Source organism: Nocardioides sp., from assembly GCF_047602075.1.
Classification (GTDB): domain Bacteria; phylum Actinomycetota; class Actinomycetes; order Propionibacteriales; family Nocardioidaceae; genus Nocardioides.
The window spans coordinates 538,786-565,317 of sequence record NZ_JASGIF010000001.1 but is presented as its reverse complement, the minus strand read 5'-3'; the positions used below and the strand labels follow the sequence as shown (position 1 = coordinate 565,317).

Genomic DNA, 26,532 nt, shown 5'->3' with positions numbered 1-26,532 from the left:
ACTCTCGTCCGAACACCTGTTCGCACGACACGCTAGCCCGCCCCGCCGACGGCCTCCTGCCGACACGCCCGAGGCCGGTCGATCAGGCGTCGAGCTCGGCGAGCACCTCGTCGGGGATGTCGGCGTTGCTGAAGACGTTCTGCACGTCGTCGCAGTCCTCCAGGGCGTCCACCAGGCGGGTGAACTTGGTCGCACCCTCCTTGTCGAGCGCGACCTCCATGTCCGGCACGAACTCCGCCTCGGCCGAGTCGTAGTCCAGGCCGGCCCCCTGCAGCGCCGATCGGACGGCGACCAGGTCACTGGCCTCGGAGACCACCTCGATGGAGGCCCCGAGATCGGTGACGTCATCCGCACCGGCGTCGAGGGCGGCCTTGAGGACGTCGTCCTCGGTGACTGTCCGACCCTCCTGCTCCGTGGGCACGATCACCACGCCCTTGCGGTTGAACAGGAAGGAGACGGAGCCGGGATCTGCCAGGGAGCCGCCGTTGCGCGTCATCGCGGTCCGGACCTCCATCGCCGCCCGGTTGCGATTGTCGGTGAGACACTCGATCAGCATCGCGACGCCGGAGGGGCCATAGCCTTCGTACATGATCGTCTGATACTCGGCGCCGCCGGCCTCGGCACCGGAGCCTCGCTTGACGGCCCGGTCGATGTTGTCGTTGGGCACCGAGGACTTCTTGGCCTTCTGGATGGCGTCGTAGAGCGTCGGGTTGCCGGTCGGGTCACCGCCGCCCATCTTCGCGGCGACCTCGATGTTCTTGATCAGCTTGGCGAACAGCTTGCCCCGGCGGGCGTCGACCACAGCCTTCTTGTGCTTGGTGGTCGCCCATTTCGAGTGGCCAGACATCCCGCGTCCCTCTTCTGTGCCGTGTCTTGTCGTTGGATCGCCGACGATGCTACCGAGTGTGGGCCTGTTCGATCAGCGCCGGCCGGTCGCCATGTCCACGAACATCTGGTGCAACCGACCGTCCTCGCCGACTTCGGGGTGGAACGACGTGGCGAGCACGGCGCCCTGACGTACGGCGACCGCGTGGCCGGACGCCGGGCCCTCGTCGATCCGGGCGAGCACCTCGACCTCCGGGCCGGCCTCCTCGACCCAGGGAGCCCGGATGAAGACCGCGTGCACCGATCCCTCGACCCCACGCACCTGGAGGTCGGTCTCGAAGGAGTCCACCTGTCGCCCGAAGGCGTTGCGGCGCACGGTGATGTCCAGCCCGCCGATGGTCTCCTGGCCCTCGACGCCGTCGGCGATCCGGTCGGCAAGCATGATCATCCCGGCGCAGGTGCCGAAGGTGGGCATGCCGGTCTTGACCCGGTCGCGGAGCGGCTCGAGCAGGTCGAAGGAGCGCGCGAGCTTCCACATCGTGGTGGACTCGCCGCCCGGCAGGACCAGTGCGTCGCAGACGGCCAGCTCGGTCGGTCGGCGTACGGCGAGGACGTCGGCGCCCAAAGAGCCGAGGGTCCGCAAGTGCTCTCGCACGTCGCCCTGCACGGCGAGCACGCCGATAGTGATGGCCACCGCGCCACTGTAGTTGCCGAGCATCGAGAAGGTCAGCACGGCGGACTTGCCCTGCATGCTGGTGGGGGACGTGCTCGCCAACGCCACTCGCACGCAGTAGGTCTTGGAGGTCCCGCCAGTAGGGGCCTCTTGGTCGCGCCCGGTGTGAGCTGCTGAAGCGCGGAGTGGACGTTGGCGGCCGTGGTGCTGGCGTTGTAGTTGGTGAGCGAGGTCGCCGTCGTGGTCCCACCGCAGGTGCCGGCCCGGTTCGCTGCGGCCTGAGCCGCCCTCGGCGACGGTGACCTGCAGCCCCGGCGTGCTTGGCGTTGTACAGGTCGTTGTTGGAGGACACCAGGGTCCCGTTGAAGCGCAACGGCACCGAGCCGCCGTTGCTGACCACGAGCTGGCTGGCCACGCTCTCGCCCGGCGACGTGGCGGTCAGCGTCAGGTTGGCGTGAGTCCAGGTGCCACCCTGGCCGGACAACTGGTTGGCGCTGCCCGCACCGACTGTCAGATCCAGGGTGCCCGTGGTGAACGGTCCGGTTGCGACGGTGGCATCGTCGGTCCAGGCGGCCATCGTGCCCACCTGGGCCAGGCCGAGGATCATGCCGATGCTCAGCAGGACGCGGACCCGGCCTCGGCGATGTTCCGCTCAGGTTGTCGCCAGTGGCCTCGATGTCGAAGCGGCACTGCTTCTGCAGAACGTCACCCGGCACGATCAACGCTACAGAGTGGCCGGCTCCGGCGTGGCCGGCGGCGTACACCCAGCCGGCGTCGCAGACCGCATCGCTCAGAGCGAGGGTGTCGGTCTACACCGACCCGCCGTTCACGTTCGTGGCGTCGGACCAGTAGGCCAGCGTGCCCTGGGAGGACTTCTTCATGACGGGGTTCCATTTCGTAGAGCGGTGTCGGTCGAGCAAACCGGTCGTACGAAAAGTAGAACGGCGTTCTCTCCAACCCGTGATGCGAAACCCCGCGGAAGGTCACAGGTCCAGGACGCGTCGCAGACCCGCATCGATGGCGTCCATCAGGCTGTCAGGCAGCTCCACGCCAGTGTCGTCGAGGTCGGACCGGTCGACGGTCATCGGCTGTGAGACGTTGACGACCGAGTCCTTTGGCAAGCCGGATGCCTGCGCTGGAACGAACACGTTGCCCGGGTGTCGTGCGAACGAGGTGTTGGAGGTGAACGGCAGAACGACTGCCGTGGAGATTCGCGACGAGTTGTAGCGGTCGGACTGCATGATGACGGCCGGGCGCCGCTTGCCGGGAGCGCTGCCTTTGGGTTCACCGAAGTCAACCCAGCACACCTCCCCGCGTCTGATCACCACTCGTCCGACATCTCAGCCAAGCGGGCGTTTGCGGTGTGCCGCAGATCGGCGAGCTCCTCGCCGGGCTGCCCGACCGCGTCGATCGCATCGTTGATCTGCGCCGTCAGGTCCGCATCGGCCAACTCGTCTGCGTACTGCTCGGCGGCGCGCCGGTAGAACTCCGAGCGCGTCATCCCATGCCGCTGTGCGATGCGGTCGAACCGCTCTGCGGCGTGATCCGGAAGGCTGATGGCCGTCCTCATAACCCCATGGTATGACTTTTCATACCTGAGGACCAGGGCTCTACCAGCCGCGCTCGGCCAGCCGGTGCGGCTGCGGGATCTCCTCGACGTTGATGCCGACCATCGCCTCGCCGAGACCACGGCTGACCTTCGCCACCACGTCAGGGTCGTCGTAGAAGGTGGTCGCCTTCACGATCGCCTCGGCCCGCTCGGCCGGGTTGCCCGATTTGAAGATTCCGGACCCGACGAAGACACCCTCCGCGCCGAGCTGCATCATCATCGCCGCGTCGGCGGGGGTCGCAATGCCACCCGCAGTGAACAGCACGACCGGCAGCTTGCCGAGCTCGGCGACCTCGCAGACCAGGTCGTAGGGTGCCTGCAGCTCCTTCGCCGCGACGTACAGCTCGTCGGCCGACAGGCTGCGCAGCCGACGGATCTCGCCACCGATCGAGCGCATGTGCGTCACCGCGTTGGACACGTCACCGGTGCCGGCCTCGCCCTTCGAGCGAATCATCGCCGCACCCTCGGTGATCCGGCGCAGCGCCTCGCCCAGGTTGGTCGCGCCACACACGAACGGCACCGTGAAGGCCCACTTGTCGATGTGGTTGGCGTAGTCGGCCGGAGTCAGCACCTCGGACTCGTCGATGTAGTCCACACCGAGCGACTGCAGCACCTGCGCCTCGGCGAAGTGCCCGATCCGAGCCTTGGCCATCACCGGGATCGAGACGGCCGCGATGATCCCGTCGATCATGTCCGGGTCGCTCATCCGCGACACCCCGCCCTGAGCGCGGATGTCGGCCGGCACCCGCTCGAGGGCCATCACCGCGACGGCACCGGCATCCTCGGCGATCTTCGCCTGATCGGGGGTGACGACGTCCATGATCACCCCGCCCTTGAGCATCTCGGCCATGCCACGCTTGACGCGGGTGGTGCCGGTGGACTGCTCGGTGACGGGGGCCGAGATTTCGGTGGGCTCGGAGGTGGGCTCGGACTGCTGTGGCATGTCTCTCATCGTATCGCCGTGGCCGGGCCGGCTCACTGGTGGGCGAGCGCCTGACGGCGCACCACCCAGATCCGCTGGCCCACGGTGACGGTGCTGGCGATCGCAAGCGCCCACAAGGTGACCCACAGCAGGACGGGTGCGTCGAAGATGTCGCTGAGACCGGTCATCACCAAGATCGCGACCAACCGGTCGGCGCGCTCGGCGATGCCCACCTTGGCCTCGAAGCCCAGCGCCTCGGCCCGGGCTCGGGCGTACGACGTCACCGAGCCCATCACCAGGCAGGCCAGCGACAGGACCAGATAGAGCATGGAGTCACCAGGACCGGCGAAGTAGAGCGCCAGCCCACCGAAGACCGCGGCATCGCCGATCCGGTCCAGGGTGGAGTCGAGGAAGGCACCGAACGAGTCGGTGCGGCCGGACTCGCGAGCCATGTAGCCGTCGACCATGTCGCTGAAGACGAACGCGGTGATCACCAGCACGCCGATCAGCAGCTGACCGCGGGGGAAGAAGATCAGTGCCCCGGCCGCGACACCCAGGGTGCCGACCAGGGTGACCGCATCGGGGCTGACCCCCAGTTTGAGCAGCAGCCCACCGACCGGTGCCGCGATGACCTTGGTCCAGAAGGCGCGGAAGTGTTCCATCATGGCGGTTGCAGGGTAGCCGTCCTGCTCTTGCCCGAGAGAATCCCTGGGCATTGGGCAAGGTCACTCATCCGGTCGCCGGAGCGACTGAGGGGACGACCCACACCATGACGTCCGCTGCACGACTCCTCGACCTCAACAGGCAGACTGGACCCATGATGACGAGCTCAGGCGCGGCACCCGAGGCTGACCGGTGACGCTGGTCGCCGGGGTCGACTCCTCGACCCAGTCGTGCAAGGTCCTCGTCTTCGACGCCGACACCGGGGCGGTGGTCCGTGAGGGCCGGGCCACCCATCCAGATGGCACCGAAGTGGATCCCGAAGCCTGGTGGTCCGCCCTTCAGGTGGCCATCGGAGAAGCCGGTGGCCTGGCCGACGTGGCGGCACTCGCCGTCGGTGGCCAGCAGCACGGCATGGTCTGCCTCGACTCGACCGGAGAGGTGGTCCGGCCGGCACTGTTGTGGAACGACACCCGCTCCGCCGACGCCGCGACCGACTTGATCGCCGACCTCGGCGGCGCCCGGGCGTGGGCCGAGGCGGTCGGACTGGTGCCGGTGGCCTCGTTCACCAACACCAAGCTCCGCTGGCTGGCCGACCACGAGCCGGAAGCGGCGCGCCGCACCGCTGCGGTCTGCCTCCCCCACGACTGGCTCACCTGGCGCCTGCGCGGCACCCGGGACATCGCCGACCTGGTCACCGATCGGGGCGACGCCAGCGGCACGGGCTACTGGTCGCCCACCTCGGGCGAGTATCGCTCCGACTTGCTGCGTCTCGCCCTCGGACATGACGCGCTGGTGCCGCAGGTGCTCGGGCCCGCCGAGGCGGTCGGCTGGACCGACACCGGTGTCGTGCTCGGGCCCGGCACCGGTGACAACGCGGCCTCTGCCCTGGGGCTGTCCGCCTCGACCGGCGACATGGTGGTCTCGATCGGCACCTCCGGGGTCGCCTGCGCCGTCTCCGAGGTCCCCGCCGCCGACTCCAGCGGGGCCGTCGCCGGGTTCGCCGACGCCACCGGTCGCTTCCTCCCGCTGGTGTGCACGCTCAACGCCGCACGGGTGCTCGACAGCACCGCGGCCCTGCTGGGCGTCGACCACTCCGGGCTCTCCTCGCTCGCCCTGTCCGCACCGGCCGGTGCCGGTGGCGCGGTCCTGGTGCCTTGGCTGGAGGGCGAGCGCACCCCCGACCGTCCCCTGGCGACCGCGTCGTTGCACGGTCTCACGCTCACTTCGTGGACCCCCGCTCATGTGGCCAGGGCCGCGGTCGAGGGGCTGCTCTGCGGCCTCGCTGACGCGGTGGACGCGTTGATCGACCAGGGCGCCGAGGTCTCCCGGGTGTTGCTCGTCGGAGGCGGGGCCTCCTCAGCCGCATTGCGCGAGATCGCACCCGCGGTGCTCGGTCGCCCGGTGCACGTGCCGCCTGCCGGGGAGTACGTCGCCCGCGGCGCGGCGCGCCAGGCCGCCTGGGTCCTCAGTGGCAGCGTCGAGCCCCCGGTGTGGGAGCTGCCGGCGACGGAGGTCTACGAGGCGGCCGCGCTGCCCGCCGTACGGCAGCGCTATGCCGAGGCCCGCGACCACGTTCTGGACCGCCTCTCCGCCTCCTGAGCGGCGGCTGTCCAGGCTTGGGTTAGGTCGGCCAGGCCTGGCTGAGCAGGTCGCGGGTGTCGGTGAGCAACTGGGGCAGCACCTTGGTGGCAGCGAGGACGGTCATGAAGTTGGCGTCACCAGACCAACGCGGCACCACGTGCTGGTGGAGGTGCTGGCTCAGCGAGCCGCCCGCCGCGCCCCCGAGGTTGAGCCCGACGTTGAACCCCTGGGGCGCGGAGACCTCCCGGATCACGCGCAGAGCGTCCTTGGTCAGCTCCGCGACCTCGAGCGTCTCGGCCTCGCTCAGATCGCCGTAGTCTGCGACGTGTCGATCCGGCACGACCATGAGGTGGCCGGGGTTGTAGGGGTAGAGGTTCAGCACGACGTAGGCCGTCGTCCCTCGATGGACCACCAGCTCTGACTGCGGACCGCCGTTTGCCATCCGACAGAACGGGCAGCCCTCGTCGGGCTCGGCCACCTCCCCGCGCACGTAGGCCATTCGGTACGGCGTCCACAGCCGCTCGAGTCCGTCGGGATCACCCAGCTCATCTAGATGAGTCACCGGGTCAGCATGCCAGGTCAGCCGCTCCAGCCTCGCGCGTTCTCAGCCTGGATCCGTGGAGGGGCGCCGTCGCGAGCGGCACCGGAGGGGTGCGATGGCAAGGCGTCGACGCGAAGGCAGACTGGACGTCTTTCGAGCGTCCGGCAACGCAGCCAGGGCGCCGCTCCGGCGCCGCGCAGTAGGCGGCCTTCCACGGACCCAGGCTCAGACCTGCTCGCGCGACTCCACTGCCGCGCGAACCCGGTCGACGGCCTCCTCGATCGGGACTCCGTTGTCCTGGTGGCCGTCGCGGTAGCGGAACGACACCGCCCCGGCGGCGACGTCGTCGTCTCCGGCGATCATCATGAACGGGACCTTCTGCAGTTGAGCGTTGCGGATCTTCTTCTGCATCCGGTCGTCGGACTCGTCGATCTCGACCCGCAGCCCCTCGCCGGTCATCCGGTCCGCGACGCCACGCAAGTAGTCAACGTGTCGCTCGGCGATCGGGATGCCCTGCACCTGCACCGGCGCGAGCCAGGGCGGGAAGGCACCGGCATAGTGCTCGACCAGCACACCGAGGAACCGCTCGATCGAGCCGAACTTGGCCGAGTGGATCATCACCGGCTGCTGCCGCGAGCCGTCCGGGGCGACGTACTCCAACTCGAAGCCGGCCGGCTGGTTGAAGTCGTACTGAATCGTCGACATCTGCCAGGTCCGCCCGATCGCGTCGCGCGCCTGCACCGAGATCTTGGGGCCGTAGAACGCGGCGCCACCGGGATCGGGAACGAGCTCGAGGCCGGAGTCGACCGCTACCTCCTCGAGGACGGCGGTGGCAACCGCCCAGTCCTCGTCGGAGCCGACGAACTTGTCCGGTTTGGAGTCGTCGCGGGTGGACAACTCGAGGTAGAAGTCGTCGAGTCCGAAGTCCTTGAGCAGGGACAGCACGAAGCCCAACAGATGGCGGATCTCGTCGGCCGCCTGCTCGGGCATGCAGTAGGAGTGCGAGTCGTCCTGCGTCATCCCCCGGACCCGGGTGAGCCCGTGCACGACACCGGACTTCTCGAACCGGTAGACGCCGCCGAACTCGAACAGCCGCAGCGGCAGCTCGCGGTAGGACCGTCCGCGCGAGGAGAAGATCAGGTTGTGCATCGGGCAGTTCATGGCCTTGAGGTAGTAGTTCGCGCCCTCCATCTCCATAGGCGGGAACATCGTGTCGGCGTAGTAGGGCAGATGCCCGGAGGTGTGGAACAGCCCCTCCTTGCTGATGTGAGGGGTGCCGACGTAGGAGAAGCCCTCCTCGATGTGGCGCTGCCGGACGTAGTCCTCCATCACCCGCTTGACGACGCCGCCCTTGGGGTGGAAGACCACCAGGCCGGAGCCGAGCTCGTCGGGAAAGCTGAACAGGTCGAGATCGCGGCCGAGCTTGCGGTGGTCGCGGCGCTCGGCCTCCTCGATCCGGTGCAGGTGCTCGGCGAGCGCCTCCTTGGACTCCCACGCTGTGCCGTAGATCCGCTGCAGCTGCTTGTTCTTCTCGTCGCCGCGCCAGTACGCCGCCGCGGAGCGCATCAACTTGAAAGCCGGGATGCGCTTGGTGGTGGGCAGGTGCGGGCCCCGGCACAGGTCCTTCCAGGCGAGCGAGCCGTCGCGCCGGAGGTTGTCGTAGATGGTCAGCTCGCCCGCACCGACCTCGACCGAGGCGCCTTCGGCGGCATCCTCGCCGCGGCCGGAGCCCTTGAGCCCGATCAGCTCGATCTTGTAGGGCTCGTCGGCGAGCTCGGCGATGGCGTCGTGGTCGGAGACGGGCCGTCGGGAGAAGCGCTGCCCCTCCTTGATGATCTTGCGCATCCGGGTCTCAAGGGCGGCGAGATCCTCCGGCTTGAAGGGCTCCTCGACGTCGAAGTCGTAGTAGAAGCCGTTCTCGATCGGCGGACCGATGCCGAGCTTGGCGTCGGGGAACAGCTCCTGGACGGCCTGTGCCAGCACGTGCGCGGTCGAGTGGCGCAAGATGTCGCGGCCGTCCGCGGAGTCGATCACTACGCCCTCGACCTCGTCGCCGTCCTGGAGCTCGTAGGCCAGGTCGCGCAGGTCCTCGCCTACCCGCGCCGCGATGACCGAGGTGTCGTCCGTGAACAGCTCCCAGGCCTTGGTGCCGGTCGTCAGGGTCTGCTCCTCGCGCGCGTCGGCGGTGCGGAGGGCGACCTTGATCTCGGACACGGAAGGACTCCTAGTGGGCTGCTGGTGCGGCGCTGCCGCTGGACCCGTCGATGGTATCGGCGGGTTGGCCTGGCCCGCACCGCGGTTTGCCCGTCAGGCCAACCTTGCTCAGCCGACCGGCTCCAGGCGACGGCGCCGCGCTGGATGGCCGCCGCGCCGACCAAGACCAAGGAGGTCACCATGCTCAGCCTGAGCGACGGCACGGTGAGGTTGGCCGCCCACATGTGGGCGCCGTGCTCCCAGATGTCATGGGTCTCCTTGTTGACCCAACCGTCCTGGCCCACGCGGACCACCGCCGCGATCAGCACTGGTCGTTTCATCTCGGGCGCTCCTCCTTGTCACGGTTCAGCTGATCACGGTTCAGATGTCGGTGACGCTAGGAAGCCGCGGGTCAAGCGCGCATCGGCAGCTAGGTAGGCGAACCACAGTCGACCCCGGACCATCGGCATCCCCCGACTATCGCGGCTGCGCGAACCCACGGCTACTGGTGCGTACGACGCAGATGCCATGTCGTACGCACCAGTAGCCCTGCCGGCCCTTTCGTTCGCCCAGCACAGTGATGGCACAGGAATCGCACAGGCGCAGTCGGTTTGCTGGGACGCATCGGCCCCGGACGTCAGGAGGACATCCCATGAGTCACGACCACGACGAGCACCGCGAAGGCTTCGCCTACGACCTGCCCCGGCTACAGGAACGAGGCATGGTCCGACGCACGCTCGGACGCCGAGGGGTCCTCGGCGTGCTCGGCGGCGGGGTCGCGGCGACCGCACTCGCCGCCTGCGGCGCCAGCGAGGCCGACGACGCCAAGAGCGCAACCAATGCCGGCGACACCCACAGTGGTGGTCCCGGTGGTACACCACCGGACGGTGGCAGTGGCGGCGCCGCAGGAGCGGTCTCCCAGGACGGTGTGTCGGAGGGCGACATTCCCGAGGAGACCAACGGGCCCTATCCCGCCGACGGCAGCAACGGGGTCAACGTGTTGACCGAGTCCGGCATCGTCCGCAGTGACATCCGGTCCAGTTTCGGCGACGCGACCGGGGTCGCCGAGGGAGTGCCCATGAAGATCCGGCTCAAGGTCTACAACCACGACGGCGACGAACTGACACCGTACGCCGGCGCGGCGGTCTATCTATGGCACTGCAATCGGGAAGGGAACTACTCGCTCTACTCAGAGGGGCTGGAGAACGAGAACTACCTGCGTGGCGTCCAGGAGGTCGCCGACAACGGCAGCATCGAGTTCACCAGCATCTTCCCCGCCTGCTACTCCGGCCGCTGGCCGCATCTGCACTTCGAGGTCTATCCCTCCCTCGACGACGCGACCACCGCTGCCAACAAGCTGCGCACCTCCCAGATCGCCTTCCCCGAGGCCGTCTGCCTGGAGGTCTACAACAACGCCGAGGGATACGAGGCCTCGCAAGACAATCTCGCCCAGGTCAGTCTCGACAGCGACAACGTCTTCGGCGACGGCCACTCACTGCAGATGGCCAAGCTCACCGGCTCCGTCGACGAGGGCTACGTCCTCTCCATGGCGGTGCCGGTCTGACCCCGATCCAGCGGGGCTGGCAAGTGAGGGACAACAGCACGCACAAACCGCGTCATAGTGCGTGACCTCGACCGTTACATGTCCGCAGGGCCACGGGGGAAACGGCCCTCACAAGCCACAGTGCCCCGCGCCGTACCCGAGAGCGGCGTGGGGCGCTGTGCTGTGTGGAGGTAGCGGCGTGGGACGTGATCAGCGGCGCGCAGACCCGTGCGGCGGGACTGCTGGCGTCCTCGGCGCACCTACCGCGTCTCAAGTGCCAGTAGCCGAAACCCAACCGGCTAGCCGCAGGCTCCCCAGAGGCCGCGGTCGCCCTTCTTGGCCTTGCGCTGCGCCTTGCGGTAGGACTTCACCCGCTCGAATGGATGGCGGTGATAGACGTACACCTTCGCCGCGCCCCGCCGGACCTGCACCTGACCGATGTCCTTGTCGCCCTTGAGCACGTATCGCAGGATCCGGCCGTATCGATCCTTGAGGTCCTGAGTGCGATCGGAGATCAGCCGGACCTTGGTTCCCTCGGGTAGCAACGCCTCCATCGATGCCGAAGCCTCGGGGCCGTAGCACTCCACGCCGTCGTAGACCTCGGGAGTGTCGATGCCAAGCACCCGGACGCGCTTGAGGCGGCCACCCTTGATCTTGACGTCCACGGTGTCTCCGTCGACGACGTGGGTGACCTTGCCGCGCTGTCGGACGCGAGCGGGCCTGCTGTCTCCGCCGGGCGGCTTGGTCCCGTAGTAGCAGGGGCACGGGTTGGACTCGCAGGCGACGCCGTCACCGTCATAGTCCAGTCGGTGCGGGTCACGCTTGGGGCCGCCATGGTTGAGAAAGAAGATCTGGGCAGCCTTCTGCGTCTTGAAATCCCCGCAGTCCTTGTCGGCGGCCTCGGCTGGTGAGGTCGGCACGAGTGCGATCATCAGCCCGACCATCAACGCGATGAGGGTGGCTGTCGCACTGAGACGAGGCCAGAACGGCACGATGATCGGTCCTTCTTCTTGTGGTCCTTGGCATGCCCTACGCCGCACGCACGCTAACCGCCGGGCCAGCGGCCCCGCAGACGAATCAACGACACGGCCGCAACTCAAGAGGCTCGCCGGGAGTCCCAGGAGTGGCGTAGCACCTCACTTGAGGTGACGAGCACACACCCGGGGGAGGTGACATGGAGGGACCTGACCGGGACAGGTACGGGGCAGAGGTTGCCCTCCACGCCGCGTGGATGGGGGCTCTGGTCGCCGCGGGCGCGGTGGTCGCCACGGGCGTCATCACCGCCGTACTCTCGCGACCCGGCCCGACCGGGCCCGCCCCCGCCGCGACGCCGACGACCTCCTCGACACCGGCGGACCTGGCCACAGGAGTGGTGCCGTGGAGCAACCGGACCGACTACGAAGAGTGGATCTACACACATCCCACCGAGGCTCCGTGTCACACCGCCGATCTCAAGCCGCTGCCGAGTGACGTCGAGGGAGCCGGACAACACCTCGGCTGGTTCCTCAAGTTCCGCAACCACGGGGCTGCGGCCTGCACTCTCGGCGGCTATCCCACCGTCCAGACCCGCACGTCCGGTGGGAGCTGGACGACGGTTGGCCTTCGTCGGGGAACCTTCTTTCCGGTCGGCTACACCCCCGGCACGGTCAGGCCCGGAGCGGATCCCGCCGAGCTGACCTTGGAGTTCCCGGCCAACGAGACGACCTGCCCATCCGCGCCCAGCGGCCTGGAGATCCGCCTGATGCTCGATGACGGAACCGCACTTCCGGTTATCGCCCCCGAAGGCAGCACCCAGACCTGCGCCCCCATCGCGGTGAGCCAATGGCACGCCGGTCTTGTCGAGCAACCCGATCGCTTTCCCGGTCTCCAGATCCGGCTGGAGACGCCCGCCTCCGTCCGGCCGGGGTCGACTCTGGAGTACGTCGTCACCCTGACCAACCGCGGCGACGAAACAGTTGATCTGAGGCCGTGCCCAGGCTACGAGCAGAGCCTCTCGGCCTACGACACGGTCGCGATGAGCTCTGGAGAGGCCCTGGTCCGGGGCCGCTGGCGACTCGAGTGCGGCTCCACGCCGCTGGTCGCCCCGGGCGCGAGTGTGCGCTACGCGATGCGGCTGGATGCTCCCACCGACGTCCGGGACAGTCCGGAGATCGACTTGCGCTGGAACTTGGTCGACCTCAGTCCCGACTACGACGGCCAGGAGTGGCTCCAAGTCGTGCCCTGACGTCGGGCTACAGGGTGAACTAAGGGTGGGCGATACTGGGTTCGAACCAGTGACCTCTTCGGTGTGAACGAAGCGCGCTACCACTGCGCCAATCGCCCGTGCGGTGGGCAACGTTAGCGCATCGCCGGGGCGTCCTCACATTCGAGGCCGCCTGGCTGGCGCCTCACATTCCGGGGAGCTCGGGGACGAAACGGCTGAGGCCCTGGACCCAGTCCCAGCCGGTGACGGCGAAGCTCGGCCAGTCGTACGTCGCCACGTAGGCCCACACCGCTCCGGCGATGCAGATCACTCCGAGCACGATGAAGACGAGACGGCGACGTCGGACCTTGGGGTCCATGTCGCGGGCCTTGTCGGCGGCCGCCTGCGCCTTCGCCTTCATCGCGTGCATCCACCGCTGCGCCCAGTGCCACTCGGTGCCGAGGATGCCCAGTCCGACCACGATCGCGACGATGCCGGGGCCGGGCGTCACCATCATGACTAGACCAGCTCCGATGACCGCAGCGCCGAGGATGGTGACCACGATCTTGGTCACGAATCCGGTGACCGGATTCCTGTGCAGGTGGCGGTGCGTGCGATGGAATCGGTGGCGGACACGGTGCCAGAAGCCGGATTCCGCGGCTTCCTCGGTGTCGGTCACGTGGGCTCCTGAGCTGGGTTAGCGTCCTCACGACGCGCTCGGACGAGGTTTCTCAGCCTACCTGTGGACACCCGGGCGGCAACTGTCCAGGAATCGGCGTCATGGCTCGATGGGTGACCCGTCTCATCAGCGGAAGGCACAAACTCAAGGAGGAGAGCGAGATGGGCGAGAGCCACCCGCTGACAAGCACCCTGACCCAGGACGTCATCTTGGAGTGCGTGGACGTGACCGGTCACGCCCGCCAACTCGATGCCGAGCTGGCCTACGACGCGAAGGACCCCTTTGCCGTCACCATGACTTTCCGCACCCGCAGCGGCGACGTCCCGTGGGTGTTCCACCGAGAGCTCCTTCTCGGTGGCATGTCGGACCCCGCCGGCGAGGGCGACGTCCGCATCTCCCCCAGCATCGACCTGGAGGGCCGCGCGGTCACCGTGATCGAGCTGCACTCCAACACCGGCTCGTTCGTGGCGCAGACCCGGACACCCGAGGTGGCCCGCTTCGTCGAGCGCACGCTCGAGATCGTGCCGCTCGGTGCCGAGACCATCGACGTCGACGCGATGATCGACACCTTGCTGCCTTCAGCCTGAGCCTCCCAAGCCGCCCGAGCAGAGCCTGGGCCCCTTCCTCCTTAGGGGCTCAGGCTCTCGGCATTTCGGGTGTCGTACGACGACCTCAGGGATCGAGGTTCTTCGCCTCCCGCTCGGCCCATACGCGGGCCACCTCCTGAGTCACCGATCCCCGAGCGACCAGCGCTCGGTCGTCCCAGCGGCGCACACCTTGGACGTCACGTGTCGTGGAGGCCAAGAAGATCTCGCTGGCCTCGCGAAGCACGTCGATCGGCTCATCGACCTCGCGCGCGCCATACCACTCCAGTACCAGCGCCCGGGTCACCCCGGCCAAGCACCCGGACGCCAGCGTGGGGGTGCGCAGCTCGCCGTCGAGGACGTAGAAGACGTTGGAGCCGGTGCCCTCGCACAGGTGGCCGGCCAGGTTGGCGAAGACGGCCTCCGAAGCACCCACCTGCTGCGCGCGCGCGAGGGCGACGACGTTCTCGGCGTACGACGTGGTCTTCAGGCCGGCCAGCGGTCCCCGCTCGTTGCGTGGCCAGGGAACGGTCGCCACGACTGTCGTCTCGGGGGTAGGCGCCATCTCGTCCACCACGACCGCGAGCGTCGTCGGCTCCAAGTCCCCACGTCCGGAGCCCAGTGGCGCCGGACCGCCCGTGTAGGTGATGCGCAGTCGGCCCAACGGCGCGTCGAATCCGTCCAGCACAGCCGCAACCCCGCGGCGTACCTCCACCAGGTCGACCTCCGGGAGCCCCAGCCCGCGTGCCGAGTGCACCAGCCGCTCCAGATGCCGGGTCAGCGCAAACGGGACGCCACCGAGCACCTTGACGGCCTCGAACACCCCGTCGCCAACCGTGAACCCGTGGTCCACGACCGTCACCGCCGGGCCGGTCGGGTCGCTCAACAGTCGTCCGTCCAGCCACGCGCGCATGGGGAGACTCTAGGAGGCCACTCCCTCGCTCTCACCACTGCCAACACGCGCCGAGCCTTGATTTTGATCGGTTCGGGGCATCCGTTAGTGTTCTCTGCGCACCTCCGGCCGAGCGTTGGCCGGGAGCGCGCGGACGTAGCTCAGTTGGTAGAGCGCAACCTTGCCAAGGTTGAGGTCGCGAGTTCGAGCCTCGTCGTCCGCTCGGAGCGGGTCTCGACCCATCCACGGTGGGTTGGCCGAGAGGCGAGGCAACGGACTGCAAATCCGTCTACACGGGTTCAAATCCCGTACCCACCTCGAAAACCCGAACAACCCGGGCGATTGGCGCAGCGGTAGCGCGCTTCCTTGACACGGAAGAGGTCACTGGTTCAAACCCAGTATCGCCCACCAGTTTTACGCTCAAACACTGGCTTTCAGACTAGGCATGACACACCATGTTGAAACATGAAATGGCTGACAACATGGCTGACACGACCGTGACGCGCTCGGCATACGGCACCGGCACCATGTACCAACGCCGCTCCGACTGGCGCTGGATCGCCGCGGTGGAGGCCGACACCTTCACGGCCGCGGGCGGCCGGAAGCGCCCCACTGTCTCCGGCAAGGGCTGCGTCGGCGGCTGCCAACAGCGCTGTCCACACCGGGCAGCAATCAAACGGAAGCTCCGCAACAAGCGCGCCGAGCTTGAGCGCGACAACGGCCATGTCGCGAAGCGCACGGTCACCATCGCGATGTACGCCGAGCAGTGGTTGCAGGACATCGAGCCACACGTGACGCCCAGCGCCTACACGACCGACAAGGCCGCCGTGAAGGCCATCGTCGCCTCGATCGGCAAGACGCGACTCAACGAGGTCGAGCCCTCCCACGTCAAGGCGCTCGACCGGTACATCCGGAAGCAGGGCAACAACTCCAGCACGTCCCAGCGCTACGCCGGCAGCCTCATGCGCCTGCTCAAGGCGGCCGCACAGGACGGCTACACCATCCGCCCCAACGTGCTCCACACCAAGAAGCCCAAGGCCGCCGTCAACGACCGCGACGCTGTGCCGGTGGACGAGGCGATCAGGGTGCTCACCTATCTCGCCGAACTGCCCACAGAGGAGGACCTTGTACGCCGTGGCGGTGTGTCCAGGTGGGCGCTCACGTTCCTGCAGGGCCACCGATCCGCCGAGTCCCGCGGGCTCACCTGGCCGATGGTCGACTTGGAGGTCGAGTCACTCACGATCGCCTGGCAGATCCAGGGCCTGAAGTACATCGAGAACCGCAACCCCGCCGCCGGGTTCCGGGTGCCCGACGGCTACGAAGCCGTGCGTGTCGTCGGAGCACAGCACCTCGTGCGCCCCAAGTCCGAGGCGGGTTGGCGCGTTCAGCCGCTCGTCCCCTGGGCTGCCAACAGCCTCCGTGCATGGCGCGAGATAGCGCCCGACAACCCCCAGCAGCTCGTCTGGCCAGGACGTAGCACCAAGGCCGGCACCTGGCCGCGCAACCCAGCCAGCGACCTCGACGAATGGCACGACATCCAGAAGGCCGTAGGGATCGCGCACCCGACCGGCCGGCCCTGGCACCTCCACGAGATCCGCCACGGCACCGCAACCCTGCTCATGGCCCTCGGCGTCCCCGAGTCCGTCCGCATCGCGATCATGGGCCACTCCTCGATCGCCAGTACCCGCGACTACGAGCACGTCGACCTCACCGAAGCCCGAAGGGCGCTGGAGAAGGTCGCGGCGCGACTGGAGCTCGTGCAGTCGAACTAGCCTTCGCTCCGGCTGTTGTCCATGTCTCCCCCGATGTTCACCGTGTCGGCATGCACGGCACCGGCCACGCCGATGGCGCTCTGCTGGTGAGGCTCGAACGGCGGCGGGCTCGGTAGGCGCCGTTCCGCCCGGCGCCAGAACTCGCTCACCGTGATGCCGAGCGCGTCGGCGACGATCTCCAACTTGGCGAGGTCGATCGCCTCGGCGGCCTCCATGGCCGCGATCTCTTTGAGTGGTAGGCCCGACCGCTCAACCAGGTCCGTGGCCTCTATGTCGAGAGCCGCCCGCTCGGCTCTGATCTGTGCTGCTGCTGCGTCCGCCATGGGGCTTCTCTGCTCTGACATTGCGCCAGGCTAGACCACTGCCCAAACCGCCTGCGAGCGGTCGCGGGACCATGCATCATGGGCGCTCTCGGAAGGGGGTCGCCGTGGGGAACCCGGAGCCGTTCGCAGTGCTAGAAGCGATGGGCGTGAAGGTGCAGACGATGTGGCGGTTAGGTGGGCCAGCGTTCTGGTACGCCGATACGAAGACCCTCTTGGTCGACCTTGACCTCAATCCCGACGAGCGCGAGAACCTCGTTTGCCGGATGCTCGGGATTCTTGCTGAAGAGGCTCGACGCTGACCTCTTCGGGGTCATCCTCGGTCCGGCGCTGAGCCTCACCTTCGGCCTTCTTGATCGCGTCACCCTGCTCGACCCATAGGCGCTCAGAGTGAGTGTCCCATGCCCGTTGGACGAACTCGTCGACATCCTCGTCAAGGTAGTGAGTGATCAACTCCAAGTCGTCGAGCGTGAGCGGCTTGGCGTCGCGCAGTCGCAAGGCCAGGTAGTTATTCCCGAGGCCGATCTTGCTGCCAAGTTCACGGCGCGACATTCGGCGGGCGGCAAGCACGGCGCGGATCTCGGCGCTAATCGCGCGGGCGAGCACGCTCTGCGTCCCACTGGGGAAGGCGTAGAAAACATCCACAGGCCGGGAATGTACCCGAAATCCGGCGCGCCGTCACCGTGCCCTTGCATTTGTACCCGAGACGTGCTTACTGTACCGACATGGGTACACCAGCGACTTTCCGCCAACGCGTCGCGGCCGAGATCCGCGCCGAGATGGCACGGCAGAAGCGTACCGGAGTGCAGCTCGCTGAGGTGCTCCAGTGCAGCCAGCAGTCTGTCTCGCGACGACTCGCGGAAGGCCAGGGGCTCGACCTCGACGAACTGCCGTTGATCGCGGAGTGGCTGGGGATTGATGTCCTCGACCTAATCGCTCCCGGTCGTGAGCGGGTGTCGGCATGATCGCCGCGACTGCCCCGATCTCCTACTCGCTTGCCGGGGCGGCCTTGGCCACGGGGCTCTCGAAGGCCACGCTCGATCGAGCAATCAAGGCGGGCCACCTCCAGGCCAAGAAGTCGAGCATCGACGAGGACGGCAACCCGGTCGGCTCCTGGGTCATCACGGCCGACGCGCTGCGGGCATACGTGGACGGACTGCCGGACGCATGACCATCGTCAACACCGAGGTCACCTACGGCCAGGTCCGCGAGTCCGTCGCCCTGGCCCGCGAGTCCGGCTCGACGTTCTTCGAGGCCATCGTCTGGCAGATCGAGAACCAGGCGTGGACCGTGCTCGGGTACGCCGACTGGGACGAGATGCGCGAGGCCGAGTACAAGGGCCTTGGCGTGGTCTGCCCCAAGGCGGATGTCCCCGAGATCGGCGCCCGGCTCCGACGCGGCGGCCTCACGCATCAGCAGATTGCCGACACGCTCGGGCACCCGGAGACGACGACGCGGCGCGAGGTCAACCGCCAATTGGCGGATGAGGACGTGACCATCACCAACGCTCGCGGCCAGGAGCGGCCCGCGACGTACACCAAGACCCCCGCCGCCCCGACCGAATACCAAGCGGCCGGGACGTCGGGCGCCACCCGGCCGGAGCCCGAGCCCGAGACGAGGGCTCCGGCTGCGGTGGTCGATATCGGACGATCGTCCGATATCGCGCAGGGTGCCCCCGAAGTAACACCCGCTTTCCCGCCTGCCCCGGTTGAGACGCCCGAGCAGCGCGCCGAGCGAGAGCTTGAGCACGGCCGCCAGTCCACCGTGACCCGCATCGCCGAATGCGTGCGGTTCCTCGACGGCGGCGCCGACCAGGCCGCCATCTTCCTCCGCGACTTCTACCCCCACGAGGCCCGGTTCCTCGCCCACGGCATGCGCCTGACCCGCACCCGCGTCGACTCCTGCATCGCCTTCCTGGCAGCCATCCGAGAAGAGGTCCCAGCGTGAACATCGACGACCGCATCATCGACCTGTACGACGCCTACGTGCGCGGCAGCGACGACGCCGAGGTCAAGACCTCCGAGGCCAAGGCAGCCATCCGCGAGGACGTGCTGGCGATGGTCACCGGCTCCGACCGCGACCCGCAGCGGGAGACCGACCTGCTCATGTCGCAGGTCATCGGCAACGCCCGGTCGGCCCGCTCGCGATCCATCAAGCGCAACCTTGAGCACTTCCTCGACGGCTTCGAAGAGGGCGACGACTACGCCGACCCGCTGATGGACATGGCGTTCCCGGTTGGCGACGAACGGGGCATCGACAAGACGCTGCGGCGCTGGACCACCGACGACTTCGGCGACCTCGTGGTGACCCGCTACCGAGTAGCAGCCGAGTCCACTGCTGCCGCTGCGCAACTCGACGGCACTGTCTCCCGCGTGCTCGACCGGATGCGCGCCGATGCTGCCGGGACGTTCGGCGACGTCGCCTGGGAGCAGCGATGACCGACCTCCTCTGGTTCGACCAGCTCTTCCAGACTCCCGCCGCGCCGGCGATTGGGGAATACCCGGTCGCGGCGGGACACAACGCCCTCCCCGACCCACCCGTGTCGGGTTGAGCGGCAGCCCGGGTCGCGCTACGAGGTCGCGGCCCGGGCACAGACTTCCGGCCCGCATATGGGGAGTGGGCCGGAGCAAACCAAATAACAGCGGGGCCGCCCGGACACCCAGTCACAAGCGGCCCCACCAACCACAGCAAAGGATACGTGATGACCGACCCAGTCGCAGCCATCCAGGCCGCCGAGGCGCGAGCCCTGGCCGAGCACGAGGCGGGCACCTGCTCGGAGTCCGAGTGGACGTGCAGCACATGCGAGGCGGCCCGATGAGCCCCGCCGCCCTCGTCGCCTTCGTCGTCGCTGCCGTCGTCTGTGCCATCGGCCTGTCCGGCCACGCGCAGGACTTCCTGATCGCCGTCTGGTCCCTGCGCGGGCCCATCGTCGTCGCTGCCGTGCTCGCGCTGGTCGCGGGTGCGCTCGACCGGATGGGGGTGCGGGCATGAGCGCCATGGCCCCCGAGCAAGAGCCCACCGTCATCGAGCGCACCGCGCCCCGCGTGTGGCGCGAGGTGGACGAGTCCGGGCTGCCCCGTGCGACACGGCGGGCGGTCGAGGCGTGGGTGCGGACGGTGTGCGAGTGGGTCGGGGTCCGCAAGCCACGCATCGGCTTCAATGCCGAGGACGCGGAGGTTGCGGTCACCCTGCGCAGCACCCGGGAGATCGAGCGGCTCGGCCTGGCGCTGCTGGCCGACTACTGGCAGGTGGGCATCGGTGGTGGCGGGCTGTGGCTTGTGGACCATCCGCTCGGGGTCGGGGTCATCTTCCGCACGAAGGTCGGTGCGGCATGAGCGACGACGGCCACTGGCAGAACGCCGACGGCACGTGCCCCGAGGCCACCTGGCCGCAGCCCGAGCGTGGCGTCCCTCGCACCTACATCGCGACCCTTCCCATTCCCGGCGAAGTGCCCTTCGGGCTCGACCTCCTCATCACCGTCCACCCCGACGAGGCAGACGGCATCGAGGTCGCCCCGCGCCTGGACGAGACGCGCTGGGGTGCGCCGCTGCCGGTCAGGAGGGCGGACTAGTGCCTGACGTGCCGAGCCCAAGGCCTGCCCCCGACGACCTGACCGCCCTCGCTGATGCCGTCGGCGTCCTGCGCACACCACTGGACGCGCTGGACTTCGAGCACGTGCCGATGTGCGAGGCGCGGCCCGGCTTCCACGACAAGGTGCCGCCTGCTGACTTCCTGGTCATTGTCGGCCCGACCTGCTCGTGCCCCATTCACCCGAGTAACGCCTATCTGTGCTCGGGTTGCTGGCGGTGCTACGCGGGCAAGTTCGCGGTCTGCAACGCGTGCAAGCGGTTCGTCGCCTTCCGAGCGGAGGCGCTGCGATGAGCACGCCGACCAACCTCCGCGAGGGCCTCGACGCCGCCGAGCGCGCCGAGGCAGCAGACAACGAGCGGGCGCTGCGGGTCGCCGAGTTCCTGGCGTGCGCTGACGACGAGGAGAAGGCCGAGTACTGGCGGGCGAGGGGGCGGCGATGCTAGATCCCGGCATCTACCCCAACCTCGACCGCGCCGACCTCCCGCCCGGACTGTCGTACTCCGGCGCGAAGGACATCCTCAACTGCCCCGCGCTCTACAGGTGGAAGCGCGCCAACCCGAGCGCGCCCAGCGAGGCGATGGAGACCGGTACCGTCACCCACGCCCTCATCCTCGACACGCCCCAATGCTGGCGCACCATCGACGGCGGACGCGGAGTCACCGAGCGACGCAAGGCAGCCCGCGCCGAAGGGCTCATCCCCATCACCACCGACGCGCTGGCCACCGCAGCACGCATGGCCGTCGCAGTCCGGGACCTGCCCGAGGCCGCCGACCTGCTCGACCGTTGCAGCTCCGAGAACCGCGAGGTCGCCGCCATCGCACAAGACCCCGAGACGGGCGTGTGGGTGCGCTGCTACTTCGACGCCCTGCACGACGGCGGCCGCTACGGCGTAGACGTCAAGACAGGCCGAGAGGGCACCCTGGGCGACTTCGCCCGGACCGCCGCGAATCTCGGCTACGACCTACAGGCAGCCACTTATGCCGCCGTCATGGAGTGGCTGGGGCAACCGATCGACGCGCTGCTGTTCTGCATCGTCGAGTCCTCCGAACCGCACTTCGTCGGGGTCCGCGAACTGGACGCCGACTTCCTCGCCCGCGGCCGAGCACGACTCCGGCGCGCCCTCGACACCTACGCCGCGTGCGTCGAGACGGACACCTGGCCCGGACCGGCCACCTACCAGACCATCAGCGCCCCGCCCTGGGCGCTCCGAGCAGAAGGAATCCCAGCGTGACCGTCGCAATCCACGAGCCCAGCGGCTCAACCCTCGCCATCGCCGCCGAACAGAGCGGCTTCACCGACGCCCAGGTATCCGCGCTCCAACAGATCGGCGTAGACAAGGCGTCCTCGGGCGACCTGCAAGTGTTCTTCCACGTCTGCCAGCGCACCGGCCTCGACCCCTTCGCCAGGCAGATCCATCTCATCGGCCGCCAGGTCAGCGAGATGGGCGCAGACGGCCAGTGGACCAAGGTCACCAAGCAGACCATCCAGACCGGCATCGACGGCTTCCGCCTCATCGGCCGCCGCGCCGCCGACCGGGCACACCACAAGCTGAGCGTCGGCGCGGCCGAGTGGGCGCACCCGGACGGCACCTGGCGGCCCGTGTGGTCCAAGGAGTGGGGCTTCCCGGTCGCAGCCCGCGTCACCATCCACCGCGACGGCGAGCCGTTCACAGCCGTGGCGATGTTCGACGAGTACAAGCAGACCAAGCGCGGCGGCGACCTCAACAGCATGTGGTCGCAGCGTCCGGCCGGGCAGATCGCCAAGTGCGCCGAGGCGCTGGCGTGGCGAATGGCGTTCCCGCAGGACCTCGCCGGGCTCTACTCCGACGACGAGATGGGGCAGGCCGACAACCGCCACCATGAGCCCGCGCCCAACCCGACCACCCGCCTCGCGGACCTGACCGCAGAGCCCGAGGTCGTCACCGCCGAGCGCGAGGAGTACGACGCCCTCCTCGCCGAGGCTGAGGAGAACTACCAACTGCTCGACACCACGAGCCAACTCGCCAAGCGGCTCTACGCCACGGTCGGACAGGCGGGCATCCCCGAGGAGCAGATGCACGAGTTCCTGTCCTCAGCGGTCGGGCGCGACATCCCATCCAGCAAAGACCTCCTCGAGCGAGAGGTCCGGGAGATCCTCGACAACTTCGACGCCCTCCTCGCCGCCTTCATGGCAGACGGGAGCGCGTCATGAGCAGAGCACCACGCCGCACGCCCGGGCAGATGGCCGCCGCCGACCTCACCCGAGCGCGCGGCGAGCAGCGGCGACTCAAGGCCCTGCGCAACTACCAGGCCGCGCACCCGCTGCTGGCCGAGAGCAAGGAGGACGAGTGATGGCACGCCTCCCGCACCCGACCAAGTGTGTCGGGGTCTGCACGGGCTGCAGTCACTGGCAGGTCGACGTCCCGCCCATCGCAGGCCGCGACTTCGACGGCCCCAACGCCATCGTCTGGGCCATCGGCGAACTGCACCATGAGCACGTCTACGGCGACTGCCCCGGCGGCACCGAGGGCCGCATCAAGGTCATGGGCCAATGGGTCGAGCGTCCCGGCGTCGACGACGGCACCCCCGTACAAGGCGCGCTGGCCTTCCAGATGCTGCCCGAGTGGTGGGTCTGGCGTGGACTGATGGCGGTGAACGCGGCACGGGAGTTGGCGGTGAACGCGGCACGGGAGTTGGCGGTGAACGCGGCACGGGAGTTGGCGGCGACGGGGACACCTGGCGAGTGGGTGGTACTCGGCAACTCGATCGGCGCGTCGATCGGACAGTGCAACTGCGGCACGCAAGGCATGGATGGCTATGGCCACGAGCCCGGCTGCGGCCTAGAGCAGGTTGCCTCAACTCAGGCCGACGATGCCGTCAAGATCACCAAGGCCGTCAACGCCCTGCCCGCGATAGGCGACCTGCTCGACGCGGTGGAGGGCCTGCGCAGGCACTGCGCCAAGGGGTCTGCCTGCGACTGGGCGCCGTGTCGCACCGTGCGTGCTGCGGACGCGCTCACGGAGGCACTGCGATGACCGCCCCGACGCTCGCCGAGCGGCTGAATGAGCATCAATGGACCACGTGGCGGTCGTTCACCAACGACAACACCATCCGCCGCTGCTGTGGGCAGGACTTCGGCAACGCCACCCGCAAGGGCCGGCGAGGCGATGCCGAGGCCGCTGCGGCCGCACTGAACGAGCACCTTGCCTCCGTCGCCCTCGCGTGGATGCGGGAGCGGCTGGCGGAGGTCGAAGCGCCGGGATACCTCGGGCACGGGTCTCCTGGCCGCTTCTGGTATCAAGTCGCGCTCGCCGAGGTGGCCGAGGCGCTTGGAGGCGAGTCGTGAGCGCCAAGTGCCTGTGCGACCAACTCTCGGCTGACTTCGGAGTCGGCATCAACCACTCCCGGCGGTGTCCAGCAGGCCACGGCTACCAGCCCCCCGGTGGGCTGAGCCTTGCGCCGGGCGGCAAGGCCTGCCGTCAATGCGGACACCCCGCACGAGACCACGCCGCGGAAGGTGAGTCGTGAGTATGCAATGGCTGGGCCAGTCGATCCGGGTCGAGCACCTTGTGGCTCCTGGTGGCTGGCTGACCAGTCTGGGTCGACATGTGGCCTCTTGCCACTGTCGGTGCAGCGAAGTGCAGACATGTCCCAAGTGTTTCGGACCGGCCTCCCCTGCGGCCATCAAGGGTCGCTGGGACGCCGAGGGCGGCCACACGGCGCGACCATTCGACCCCGTGTGGGTGCGGCTCTCCTGCGGCTGCGAGTTCGGAGACGCCTCGCTGGCCCACCCACTTGGAGGCAGCGATGACTGACGTCGTGCACCTGACCGAGGCCGAGATCGCCAAGATGCGCGAGGCCAGCGAGTGGCTACGCACTCACCCCGGCGCCGTGGACGTGCAGCTGTGCGCCGTGGAGCGCATCCTCACCGCCCGCCTCGCTGCCCGTGACGCCGAGTGGCGGGTCAAGATCAAGGCGCTGGCGGACGAGTGGCAGGCGCAGTACGAGGCCAGCGACTACAGCGAGCACATGTCACTCGCAGGCACCGTCGCGGTCCTCCGCCGCCTCCTGCGCGACATGGAGGCCGACTCATGATCGACCCCGTCGTCTGGTGGGACGAGGACGAGCAGCGATGGTTCCGGGTCAGCGATGTGCTCGCAGAGGGGGAAGCATGAGGCGGCCACGGCTCTTGGACCTGTTCTGCGGCGAGGGCGGGGCCGGCATGGGCTACCACCGCGCCGGCTTCGACGTGACCGGCGTGGACAACGACGACAAGCGCCTCGCGCACTACCCCTTCGAGCACCACCGCGCCGACGCACTGGAGTACCTGCTCGCCCGCGGCCGCGAGTACGACGCCATCCACGCCTCGCCCACCTGCACCGGATACACCCGCGGCACCGCAGCAATCCCCAACCGATACGAGCGCTACGACCGCCTCATCGCAGCAACCCGCGAGGCACTGCGCGAGATCGGCCGGCCGTACGTGATCGAGAACGTCGAGGGCGCACGCCCCGAGCTCATCTCACCTGTCCTGCTGTGCGGACGCATGTTCGGGCTCAGCGCCACCGACACCGACGGCACGTCACTGGTGATGGACCGACACCGCCTGTTCGAGTCCAACATCCTGCTGCTGGCACCCGAGCACGTCAAGCACGACCGCAGCTTGCAGGTCGCCGGAGCGTACGGCGGCGCCAGACGCGACAAGCACGAGGCCCGGCACGTCCGGAAGGGCGGCTACGTCCCGGCCGACCTGGGCGTGCTGCGCGACCTCCTCAACACGCCCTGGATGACCGAGCGCGGCTGCTTCCTGTCGATCCCGCCCGCCTACACGACCTTCATCGGCGCCCAGCTCATCGAGCACCTGGAGGCCGCAGTATGACCCACCGCCCACCACCCGCAGCAGTCCCCGCCGCCCTCGCGCGCCTCATCGCCCGCCGCCCCGAGCTCGCACACATCGGCCTCGGGTGGGTCGTCGTGGTCAGGAGCGCCAATGCGTGAGACCCCCGCCCGCTGCATCGTCTGCGGGTCATCGCCAACCAAGGCCCGCGGGCGCTGCGGCGCCTGCTACCAGCGGCTCCGGTACCACTCGCGGCGAGAGGCCCTCCATGACACCGTCGCGGACCTCGCCTACACCGGCGGCTGGACGCGGCAGGGGCTCGTGCTGGTGCCCAACCAACGGAGGTGTGCGGAGTGAAGGGCTGGGAACTGCGAGCACTCAGCGACCACGCCCGGCAGCGAGCACAGTGGACCAGCGCGAAGATGGCCCGGCTCGCCTGCTCGGACCGGACGGCATTCGGGACACCGAAGCCACCCGACCACGCCAACTGCGGCGACGAGTACGGGTGCGCGTGCGAGTGTCACCGGCCCACTGACCGCGAGCGGAGGCTGTGGACGCAGATCGCCGACGAGCTGGACGCCTACCTCGCCGACGAGCAGGAGGAGGCGCTGTGGTGACCACCTGCCCCTGCGGCACCCCCATCGCCTCCGAGGCCGCCGCGCAACGCCACGCCAAGGTCTGCCCCTACCAGGGATGGCCACAGGCGGCCTACGAGCGCGACCAGGGAGCGCTGGGGCGGCTGGTGCGCACAGGCACTGTCGACAGCACCGGCAACTTGTCGGCAACACGTGGTGCACTTGTGACCACAGGGACGACGACAGAAGTCGGCCCCGGTGGCGCGCCAACGCCGAACCCGGGGCCTCGCCGATCAGAAAGGACAACGACCGACTCATGACCACCGTAAACGCGCCCCCTGACACAACACCACCCGCCACCTGTCCGACCTGCGGGCTGCCCGGCGAGGGATTCACCCGCAGCGAGCGCACCATTCACCACGCGCAGTACCAGTGCCCGGCCGGACACATCTGGATCACCAAGTGGGCCGACCTGACGGGAGGCGCCGCCTGATGCGCATCAGGTCGACCAAGCCGGAGTTCTGGCGCAGCGAGCGAATCGCCTCGGTGAGCTGGGACGCGAGGCTCGTCCT

Annotated in this window: 37 protein-coding genes, 4 tRNA genes and 1 pseudogene; 26 read left to right on the top strand and 16 right to left on the bottom strand. The window is 68.6% G+C overall.

The annotated features are described in order from the left end of the window. Window positions 1-82: 82 nt before the first annotated feature. From QM714_RS03000 to pgsA, 8 genes and pseudogenes are all read right to left on the bottom strand, one after another. Window positions 83-847, bottom strand: coding sequence for a YebC/PmpR family DNA-binding transcriptional regulator (locus QM714_RS03000; protein ID WP_415097424.1), 765 nt, complete (start codon window positions 845-847; stop codon window positions 83-85). 72 nt (window positions 848-919) lie between these two features. Next, window positions 920-1,543 (bottom strand): pyridoxal 5'-phosphate synthase glutaminase subunit PdxT, encoded by a 624-nt coding sequence (gene pdxT / locus QM714_RS02995; protein WP_415100954.1) that lies wholly within the window; start codon window positions 1,541-1,543, stop codon window positions 920-922. A gap of 484 nt (window positions 1,544-2,027) precedes the next feature. Then, window positions 2,028-2,111: pseudogene (locus QM714_RS02990) on the bottom strand (SipW-dependent-type signal peptide-containing protein); the annotation flags it as partial. Window positions 2,112-2,307: 196 nt separating this feature from the next. Further along, on the bottom strand, window positions 2,308-2,379 hold the full coding sequence (locus QM714_RS02985) for a SipW-dependent-type signal peptide-containing protein (RefSeq protein ID WP_415100953.1): 72 nt from the start codon (window positions 2,377-2,379) through the stop codon (window positions 2,308-2,310). A gap of 102 nt (window positions 2,380-2,481) precedes the next feature. Continuing rightward, window positions 2,482-2,823: a type II toxin-antitoxin system PemK/MazF family toxin gene (locus tag QM714_RS02980; RefSeq protein WP_415097422.1), complete on the bottom strand. Its 342-nt coding sequence runs from the start codon at window positions 2,821-2,823 to the stop codon at window positions 2,482-2,484. Further along, a complete protein-coding gene (locus QM714_RS02975; RefSeq protein ID WP_415097419.1) occupies window positions 2,820-3,068 on the bottom strand; it encodes a CopG family ribbon-helix-helix protein in 249 nt (82 codons plus the stop codon). The genes QM714_RS02980 and QM714_RS02975 overlap by 4 nt, the downstream gene beginning before the upstream one ends. Window positions 3,069-3,108: 40 nt before the next feature. Then, a complete protein-coding gene (gene pdxS, locus QM714_RS02970; protein ID WP_415097417.1) occupies window positions 3,109-4,050 on the bottom strand; it encodes a pyridoxal 5'-phosphate synthase lyase subunit PdxS in 942 nt (313 codons plus the stop codon). A 32-nt stretch (window positions 4,051-4,082) separates the two neighbouring features. Continuing rightward, window positions 4,083-4,694, bottom strand: a complete 612-nt coding sequence (pgsA, locus tag QM714_RS02965) for a phosphatidylinositol phosphate synthase (RefSeq protein WP_415097415.1) — start codon at window positions 4,692-4,694, stop codon at window positions 4,083-4,085. Between the two features lie 190 nt (window positions 4,695-4,884). Between pgsA and xylB the strand changes: the two genes are divergently transcribed. Then, window positions 4,885-6,291, top strand: a complete 1,407-nt coding sequence (xylB, locus tag QM714_RS02960; protein ID WP_415097413.1) for a xylulokinase — start codon at window positions 4,885-4,887, stop codon at window positions 6,289-6,291. Window positions 6,292-6,313: 22 nt separating this feature from the next. Here the strand turns inward: xylB and QM714_RS02955 are convergent, their stop codons facing one another. Beyond that, window positions 6,314-6,835: an HIT family protein gene (locus tag QM714_RS02955; RefSeq protein WP_415097411.1), complete on the bottom strand. Its 522-nt coding sequence runs from the start codon at window positions 6,833-6,835 to the stop codon at window positions 6,314-6,316. A gap of 204 nt (window positions 6,836-7,039) precedes the next feature. Further along, window positions 7,040-9,028, bottom strand: a complete 1,989-nt coding sequence (thrS, locus tag QM714_RS02950; RefSeq protein WP_415097409.1) for a threonine--tRNA ligase — start codon at window positions 9,026-9,028, stop codon at window positions 7,040-7,042. 631 nt (window positions 9,029-9,659) lie between these two features. On the opposite strand from thrS, the gene QM714_RS02945 reads away from it, so the two are divergent. Next, a complete protein-coding gene (locus QM714_RS02945; RefSeq protein ID WP_415097407.1) occupies window positions 9,660-10,571 on the top strand; it encodes a 3,4-dioxygenase subunit beta in 912 nt (303 codons plus the stop codon). A gap of 278 nt (window positions 10,572-10,849) precedes the next feature. Here QM714_RS02945 and QM714_RS02940 read toward each other — a convergent pair whose 3' ends face one another. Continuing rightward, complete coding sequence (locus tag QM714_RS02940) at window positions 10,850-11,542, bottom strand: thermonuclease family protein (RefSeq protein WP_415097405.1); 693 nt, start codon at window positions 11,540-11,542, stop codon at window positions 10,850-10,852. Between the two features lie 182 nt (window positions 11,543-11,724). On the opposite strand from QM714_RS02940, the gene QM714_RS02935 reads away from it, so the two are divergent. Further along, window positions 11,725-12,774, top strand: coding sequence for a DUF4232 domain-containing protein (locus tag QM714_RS02935; RefSeq protein ID WP_415097403.1), 1,050 nt, complete (start codon window positions 11,725-11,727; stop codon window positions 12,772-12,774). A gap of 26 nt (window positions 12,775-12,800) precedes the next feature. Here QM714_RS02935 and QM714_RS02930 read toward each other — a convergent pair. Both QM714_RS02930 and QM714_RS02925 read right to left on the bottom strand, forming a co-directional pair. Then, window positions 12,801-12,872 (bottom strand) — tRNA-Val (locus QM714_RS02930). 65 nt (window positions 12,873-12,937) lie between these two features. Beyond that, window positions 12,938-13,411, bottom strand: coding sequence for a PGPGW domain-containing protein (locus tag QM714_RS02925; protein ID WP_415097401.1), 474 nt, complete (start codon window positions 13,409-13,411; stop codon window positions 12,938-12,940). Window positions 13,412-13,572: 161 nt separating this feature from the next. Here QM714_RS02925 and QM714_RS02920 point away from each other — a divergent pair, with 161 nt between their 5' ends. Beyond that, on the top strand, window positions 13,573-13,998 hold the full coding sequence (locus QM714_RS02920) for an SsgA family sporulation/cell division regulator (RefSeq protein ID WP_415097400.1): 426 nt from the start codon (window positions 13,573-13,575) through the stop codon (window positions 13,996-13,998). An 85-nt stretch (window positions 13,999-14,083) separates the two neighbouring features. On the opposite strand, the gene QM714_RS02915 is transcribed toward QM714_RS02920, so the two are convergent. Next, window positions 14,084-14,908, bottom strand: a complete 825-nt coding sequence (locus tag QM714_RS02915; protein WP_415097398.1) for an aminotransferase class IV — start codon at window positions 14,906-14,908, stop codon at window positions 14,084-14,086. A gap of 129 nt (window positions 14,909-15,037) precedes the next feature. Between QM714_RS02915 and QM714_RS02910 the strand changes: the two genes are divergently transcribed. The 4 genes from QM714_RS02910 (at window position 15,038) to QM714_RS02895 (ending at window position 16,659) form a co-directional block, all read left to right on the top strand. Continuing rightward, window positions 15,038-15,110, top strand: a tRNA-Gly gene (locus QM714_RS02910). A gap of 24 nt (window positions 15,111-15,134) precedes the next feature. Beyond that, window positions 15,135-15,205 (top strand) — tRNA-Cys (locus tag QM714_RS02905). Between the two features lie 18 nt (window positions 15,206-15,223). Further along, a tRNA-Val gene (locus QM714_RS02900) sits at window positions 15,224-15,298 on the top strand. Between the two features lie 71 nt (window positions 15,299-15,369). Then, window positions 15,370-16,659 carry a tyrosine-type recombinase/integrase gene (locus QM714_RS02895; protein WP_415097396.1) on the top strand — a complete coding sequence of 430 codons (1,290 nt, stop codon included), beginning with the start codon at window positions 15,370-15,372 and terminating at the stop codon, window positions 16,657-16,659. Here the strand turns inward: QM714_RS02895 and QM714_RS02890 are convergent. Both QM714_RS02890 and QM714_RS02885 read right to left on the bottom strand, forming a co-directional pair. After that, window positions 16,656-17,003, bottom strand: coding sequence for a hypothetical protein (locus QM714_RS02890; protein ID WP_415097394.1), 348 nt, complete (start codon window positions 17,001-17,003; stop codon window positions 16,656-16,658). The two genes, QM714_RS02895 and QM714_RS02890, sit on opposite strands and share 4 nt — an antisense overlap. A 207-nt stretch (window positions 17,004-17,210) precedes the next feature. Continuing rightward, complete coding sequence (locus QM714_RS02885; RefSeq protein ID WP_415097392.1) at window positions 17,211-17,624, bottom strand: hypothetical protein; 414 nt, start codon at window positions 17,622-17,624, stop codon at window positions 17,211-17,213. An 80-nt stretch (window positions 17,625-17,704) separates the two neighbouring features. Here QM714_RS02885 and QM714_RS02880 point away from each other — a divergent pair, with 80 nt between their 5' ends. The 18 genes from QM714_RS02880 (at window position 17,705) to QM714_RS02795 (ending at window position 26,453) form a co-directional block, all read left to right on the top strand. Continuing rightward, window positions 17,705-17,944: a hypothetical protein gene (locus QM714_RS02880; RefSeq protein ID WP_415097390.1), complete on the top strand. Its 240-nt coding sequence runs from the start codon at window positions 17,705-17,707 to the stop codon at window positions 17,942-17,944. Then, on the top strand, window positions 17,941-18,150 hold the full coding sequence (locus QM714_RS02875) for a hypothetical protein (protein WP_415097388.1): 210 nt from the start codon (window positions 17,941-17,943) through the stop codon (window positions 18,148-18,150). The genes QM714_RS02880 and QM714_RS02875 overlap by 4 nt, the downstream gene beginning before the upstream one ends. Next, entirely contained in the window at window positions 18,147-18,926 is a 780-nt protein-coding gene (locus QM714_RS02870) for a hypothetical protein (RefSeq protein WP_415097386.1), read from the top strand. Before QM714_RS02875 ends, QM714_RS02870 begins: the two co-directional genes overlap by 4 nt. Continuing rightward, window positions 18,923-19,417: a hypothetical protein gene (locus QM714_RS02865; RefSeq protein WP_415097384.1), complete on the top strand. Its 495-nt coding sequence runs from the start codon at window positions 18,923-18,925 to the stop codon at window positions 19,415-19,417. The genes QM714_RS02870 and QM714_RS02865 overlap by 4 nt, the downstream gene beginning before the upstream one ends. Before the next feature lie 376 nt (window positions 19,418-19,793). Next, on the top strand, window positions 19,794-19,970 hold the full coding sequence (locus tag QM714_RS02860) for a hypothetical protein (RefSeq protein WP_415096509.1): 177 nt from the start codon (window positions 19,794-19,796) through the stop codon (window positions 19,968-19,970). Continuing rightward, a complete protein-coding gene (locus QM714_RS02855; protein ID WP_415096507.1) occupies window positions 19,967-20,314 on the top strand; it encodes a hypothetical protein in 348 nt (115 codons plus the stop codon). The genes QM714_RS02860 and QM714_RS02855 overlap by 4 nt, the downstream gene beginning before the upstream one ends. After that, on the top strand, window positions 20,311-20,550 hold the full coding sequence (locus tag QM714_RS02850) for a hypothetical protein (protein WP_415096505.1): 240 nt from the start codon (window positions 20,311-20,313) through the stop codon (window positions 20,548-20,550). Before QM714_RS02855 ends, QM714_RS02850 begins: the two co-directional genes overlap by 4 nt. Then, the gene (locus tag QM714_RS02845; RefSeq protein WP_415096503.1) at window positions 20,550-20,861 is read left to right on the top strand and encodes a hypothetical protein; all 312 of its coding nucleotides are present in this window, start codon (window positions 20,550-20,552) and stop codon (window positions 20,859-20,861) included. Before QM714_RS02850 ends, QM714_RS02845 begins: the two co-directional genes overlap by 1 nt. Beyond that, the gene (locus QM714_RS02840) at window positions 20,858-21,013 is read left to right on the top strand and encodes a hypothetical protein (RefSeq protein ID WP_415096501.1); all 156 of its coding nucleotides are present in this window, start codon (window positions 20,858-20,860) and stop codon (window positions 21,011-21,013) included. Before QM714_RS02845 ends, QM714_RS02840 begins: the two co-directional genes overlap by 4 nt. After that, complete coding sequence (locus QM714_RS02835; protein WP_415096499.1) at window positions 21,007-21,801, top strand: PD-(D/E)XK nuclease-like domain-containing protein; 795 nt, start codon at window positions 21,007-21,009, stop codon at window positions 21,799-21,801. The genes QM714_RS02840 and QM714_RS02835 overlap by 7 nt, the downstream gene beginning before the upstream one ends. Continuing rightward, window positions 21,798-22,760 (top strand): RecT family recombinase, encoded by a 963-nt coding sequence (locus QM714_RS02830; protein ID WP_415096497.1) that lies wholly within the window; start codon window positions 21,798-21,800, stop codon window positions 22,758-22,760. The genes QM714_RS02835 and QM714_RS02830 overlap by 4 nt, the downstream gene beginning before the upstream one ends. Further along, window positions 22,757-22,900, top strand: a complete 144-nt coding sequence (locus QM714_RS02825) for a hypothetical protein (RefSeq protein ID WP_415096495.1) — start codon at window positions 22,757-22,759, stop codon at window positions 22,898-22,900. The genes QM714_RS02830 and QM714_RS02825 overlap by 4 nt, the downstream gene beginning before the upstream one ends. Then, window positions 22,900-23,583: a hypothetical protein gene (locus tag QM714_RS02820; RefSeq protein ID WP_415096493.1), complete on the top strand. Its 684-nt coding sequence runs from the start codon at window positions 22,900-22,902 to the stop codon at window positions 23,581-23,583. The genes QM714_RS02825 and QM714_RS02820 overlap by 1 nt, the downstream gene beginning before the upstream one ends. Then, window positions 23,580-23,894, top strand: coding sequence for a hypothetical protein (locus tag QM714_RS02815; protein WP_415096491.1), 315 nt, complete (start codon window positions 23,580-23,582; stop codon window positions 23,892-23,894). Before QM714_RS02820 ends, QM714_RS02815 begins: the two co-directional genes overlap by 4 nt. Window positions 23,895-24,355: 461 nt before the next feature. Continuing rightward, complete coding sequence (locus QM714_RS02810; RefSeq protein ID WP_415096489.1) at window positions 24,356-24,643, top strand: hypothetical protein; 288 nt, start codon at window positions 24,356-24,358, stop codon at window positions 24,641-24,643. 76 nt (window positions 24,644-24,719) lie between these two features. Continuing rightward, complete coding sequence (locus QM714_RS02805) at window positions 24,720-25,427, top strand: class I SAM-dependent methyltransferase (RefSeq protein WP_415097382.1); 708 nt, start codon at window positions 24,720-24,722, stop codon at window positions 25,425-25,427. Window positions 25,428-25,738: 311 nt separating this feature from the next. Continuing rightward, entirely contained in the window at window positions 25,739-26,002 is a 264-nt protein-coding gene (locus QM714_RS02800; RefSeq protein WP_415096485.1) for a hypothetical protein, read from the top strand. 274 nt (window positions 26,003-26,276) lie between these two features. Next, window positions 26,277-26,453 carry a hypothetical protein gene (locus QM714_RS02795; RefSeq protein WP_415096483.1) on the top strand — a complete coding sequence of 59 codons (177 nt, stop codon included), beginning with the start codon at window positions 26,277-26,279 and terminating at the stop codon, window positions 26,451-26,453. The last annotated feature ends 79 nt before the right edge of the window (window positions 26,454-26,532 follow it).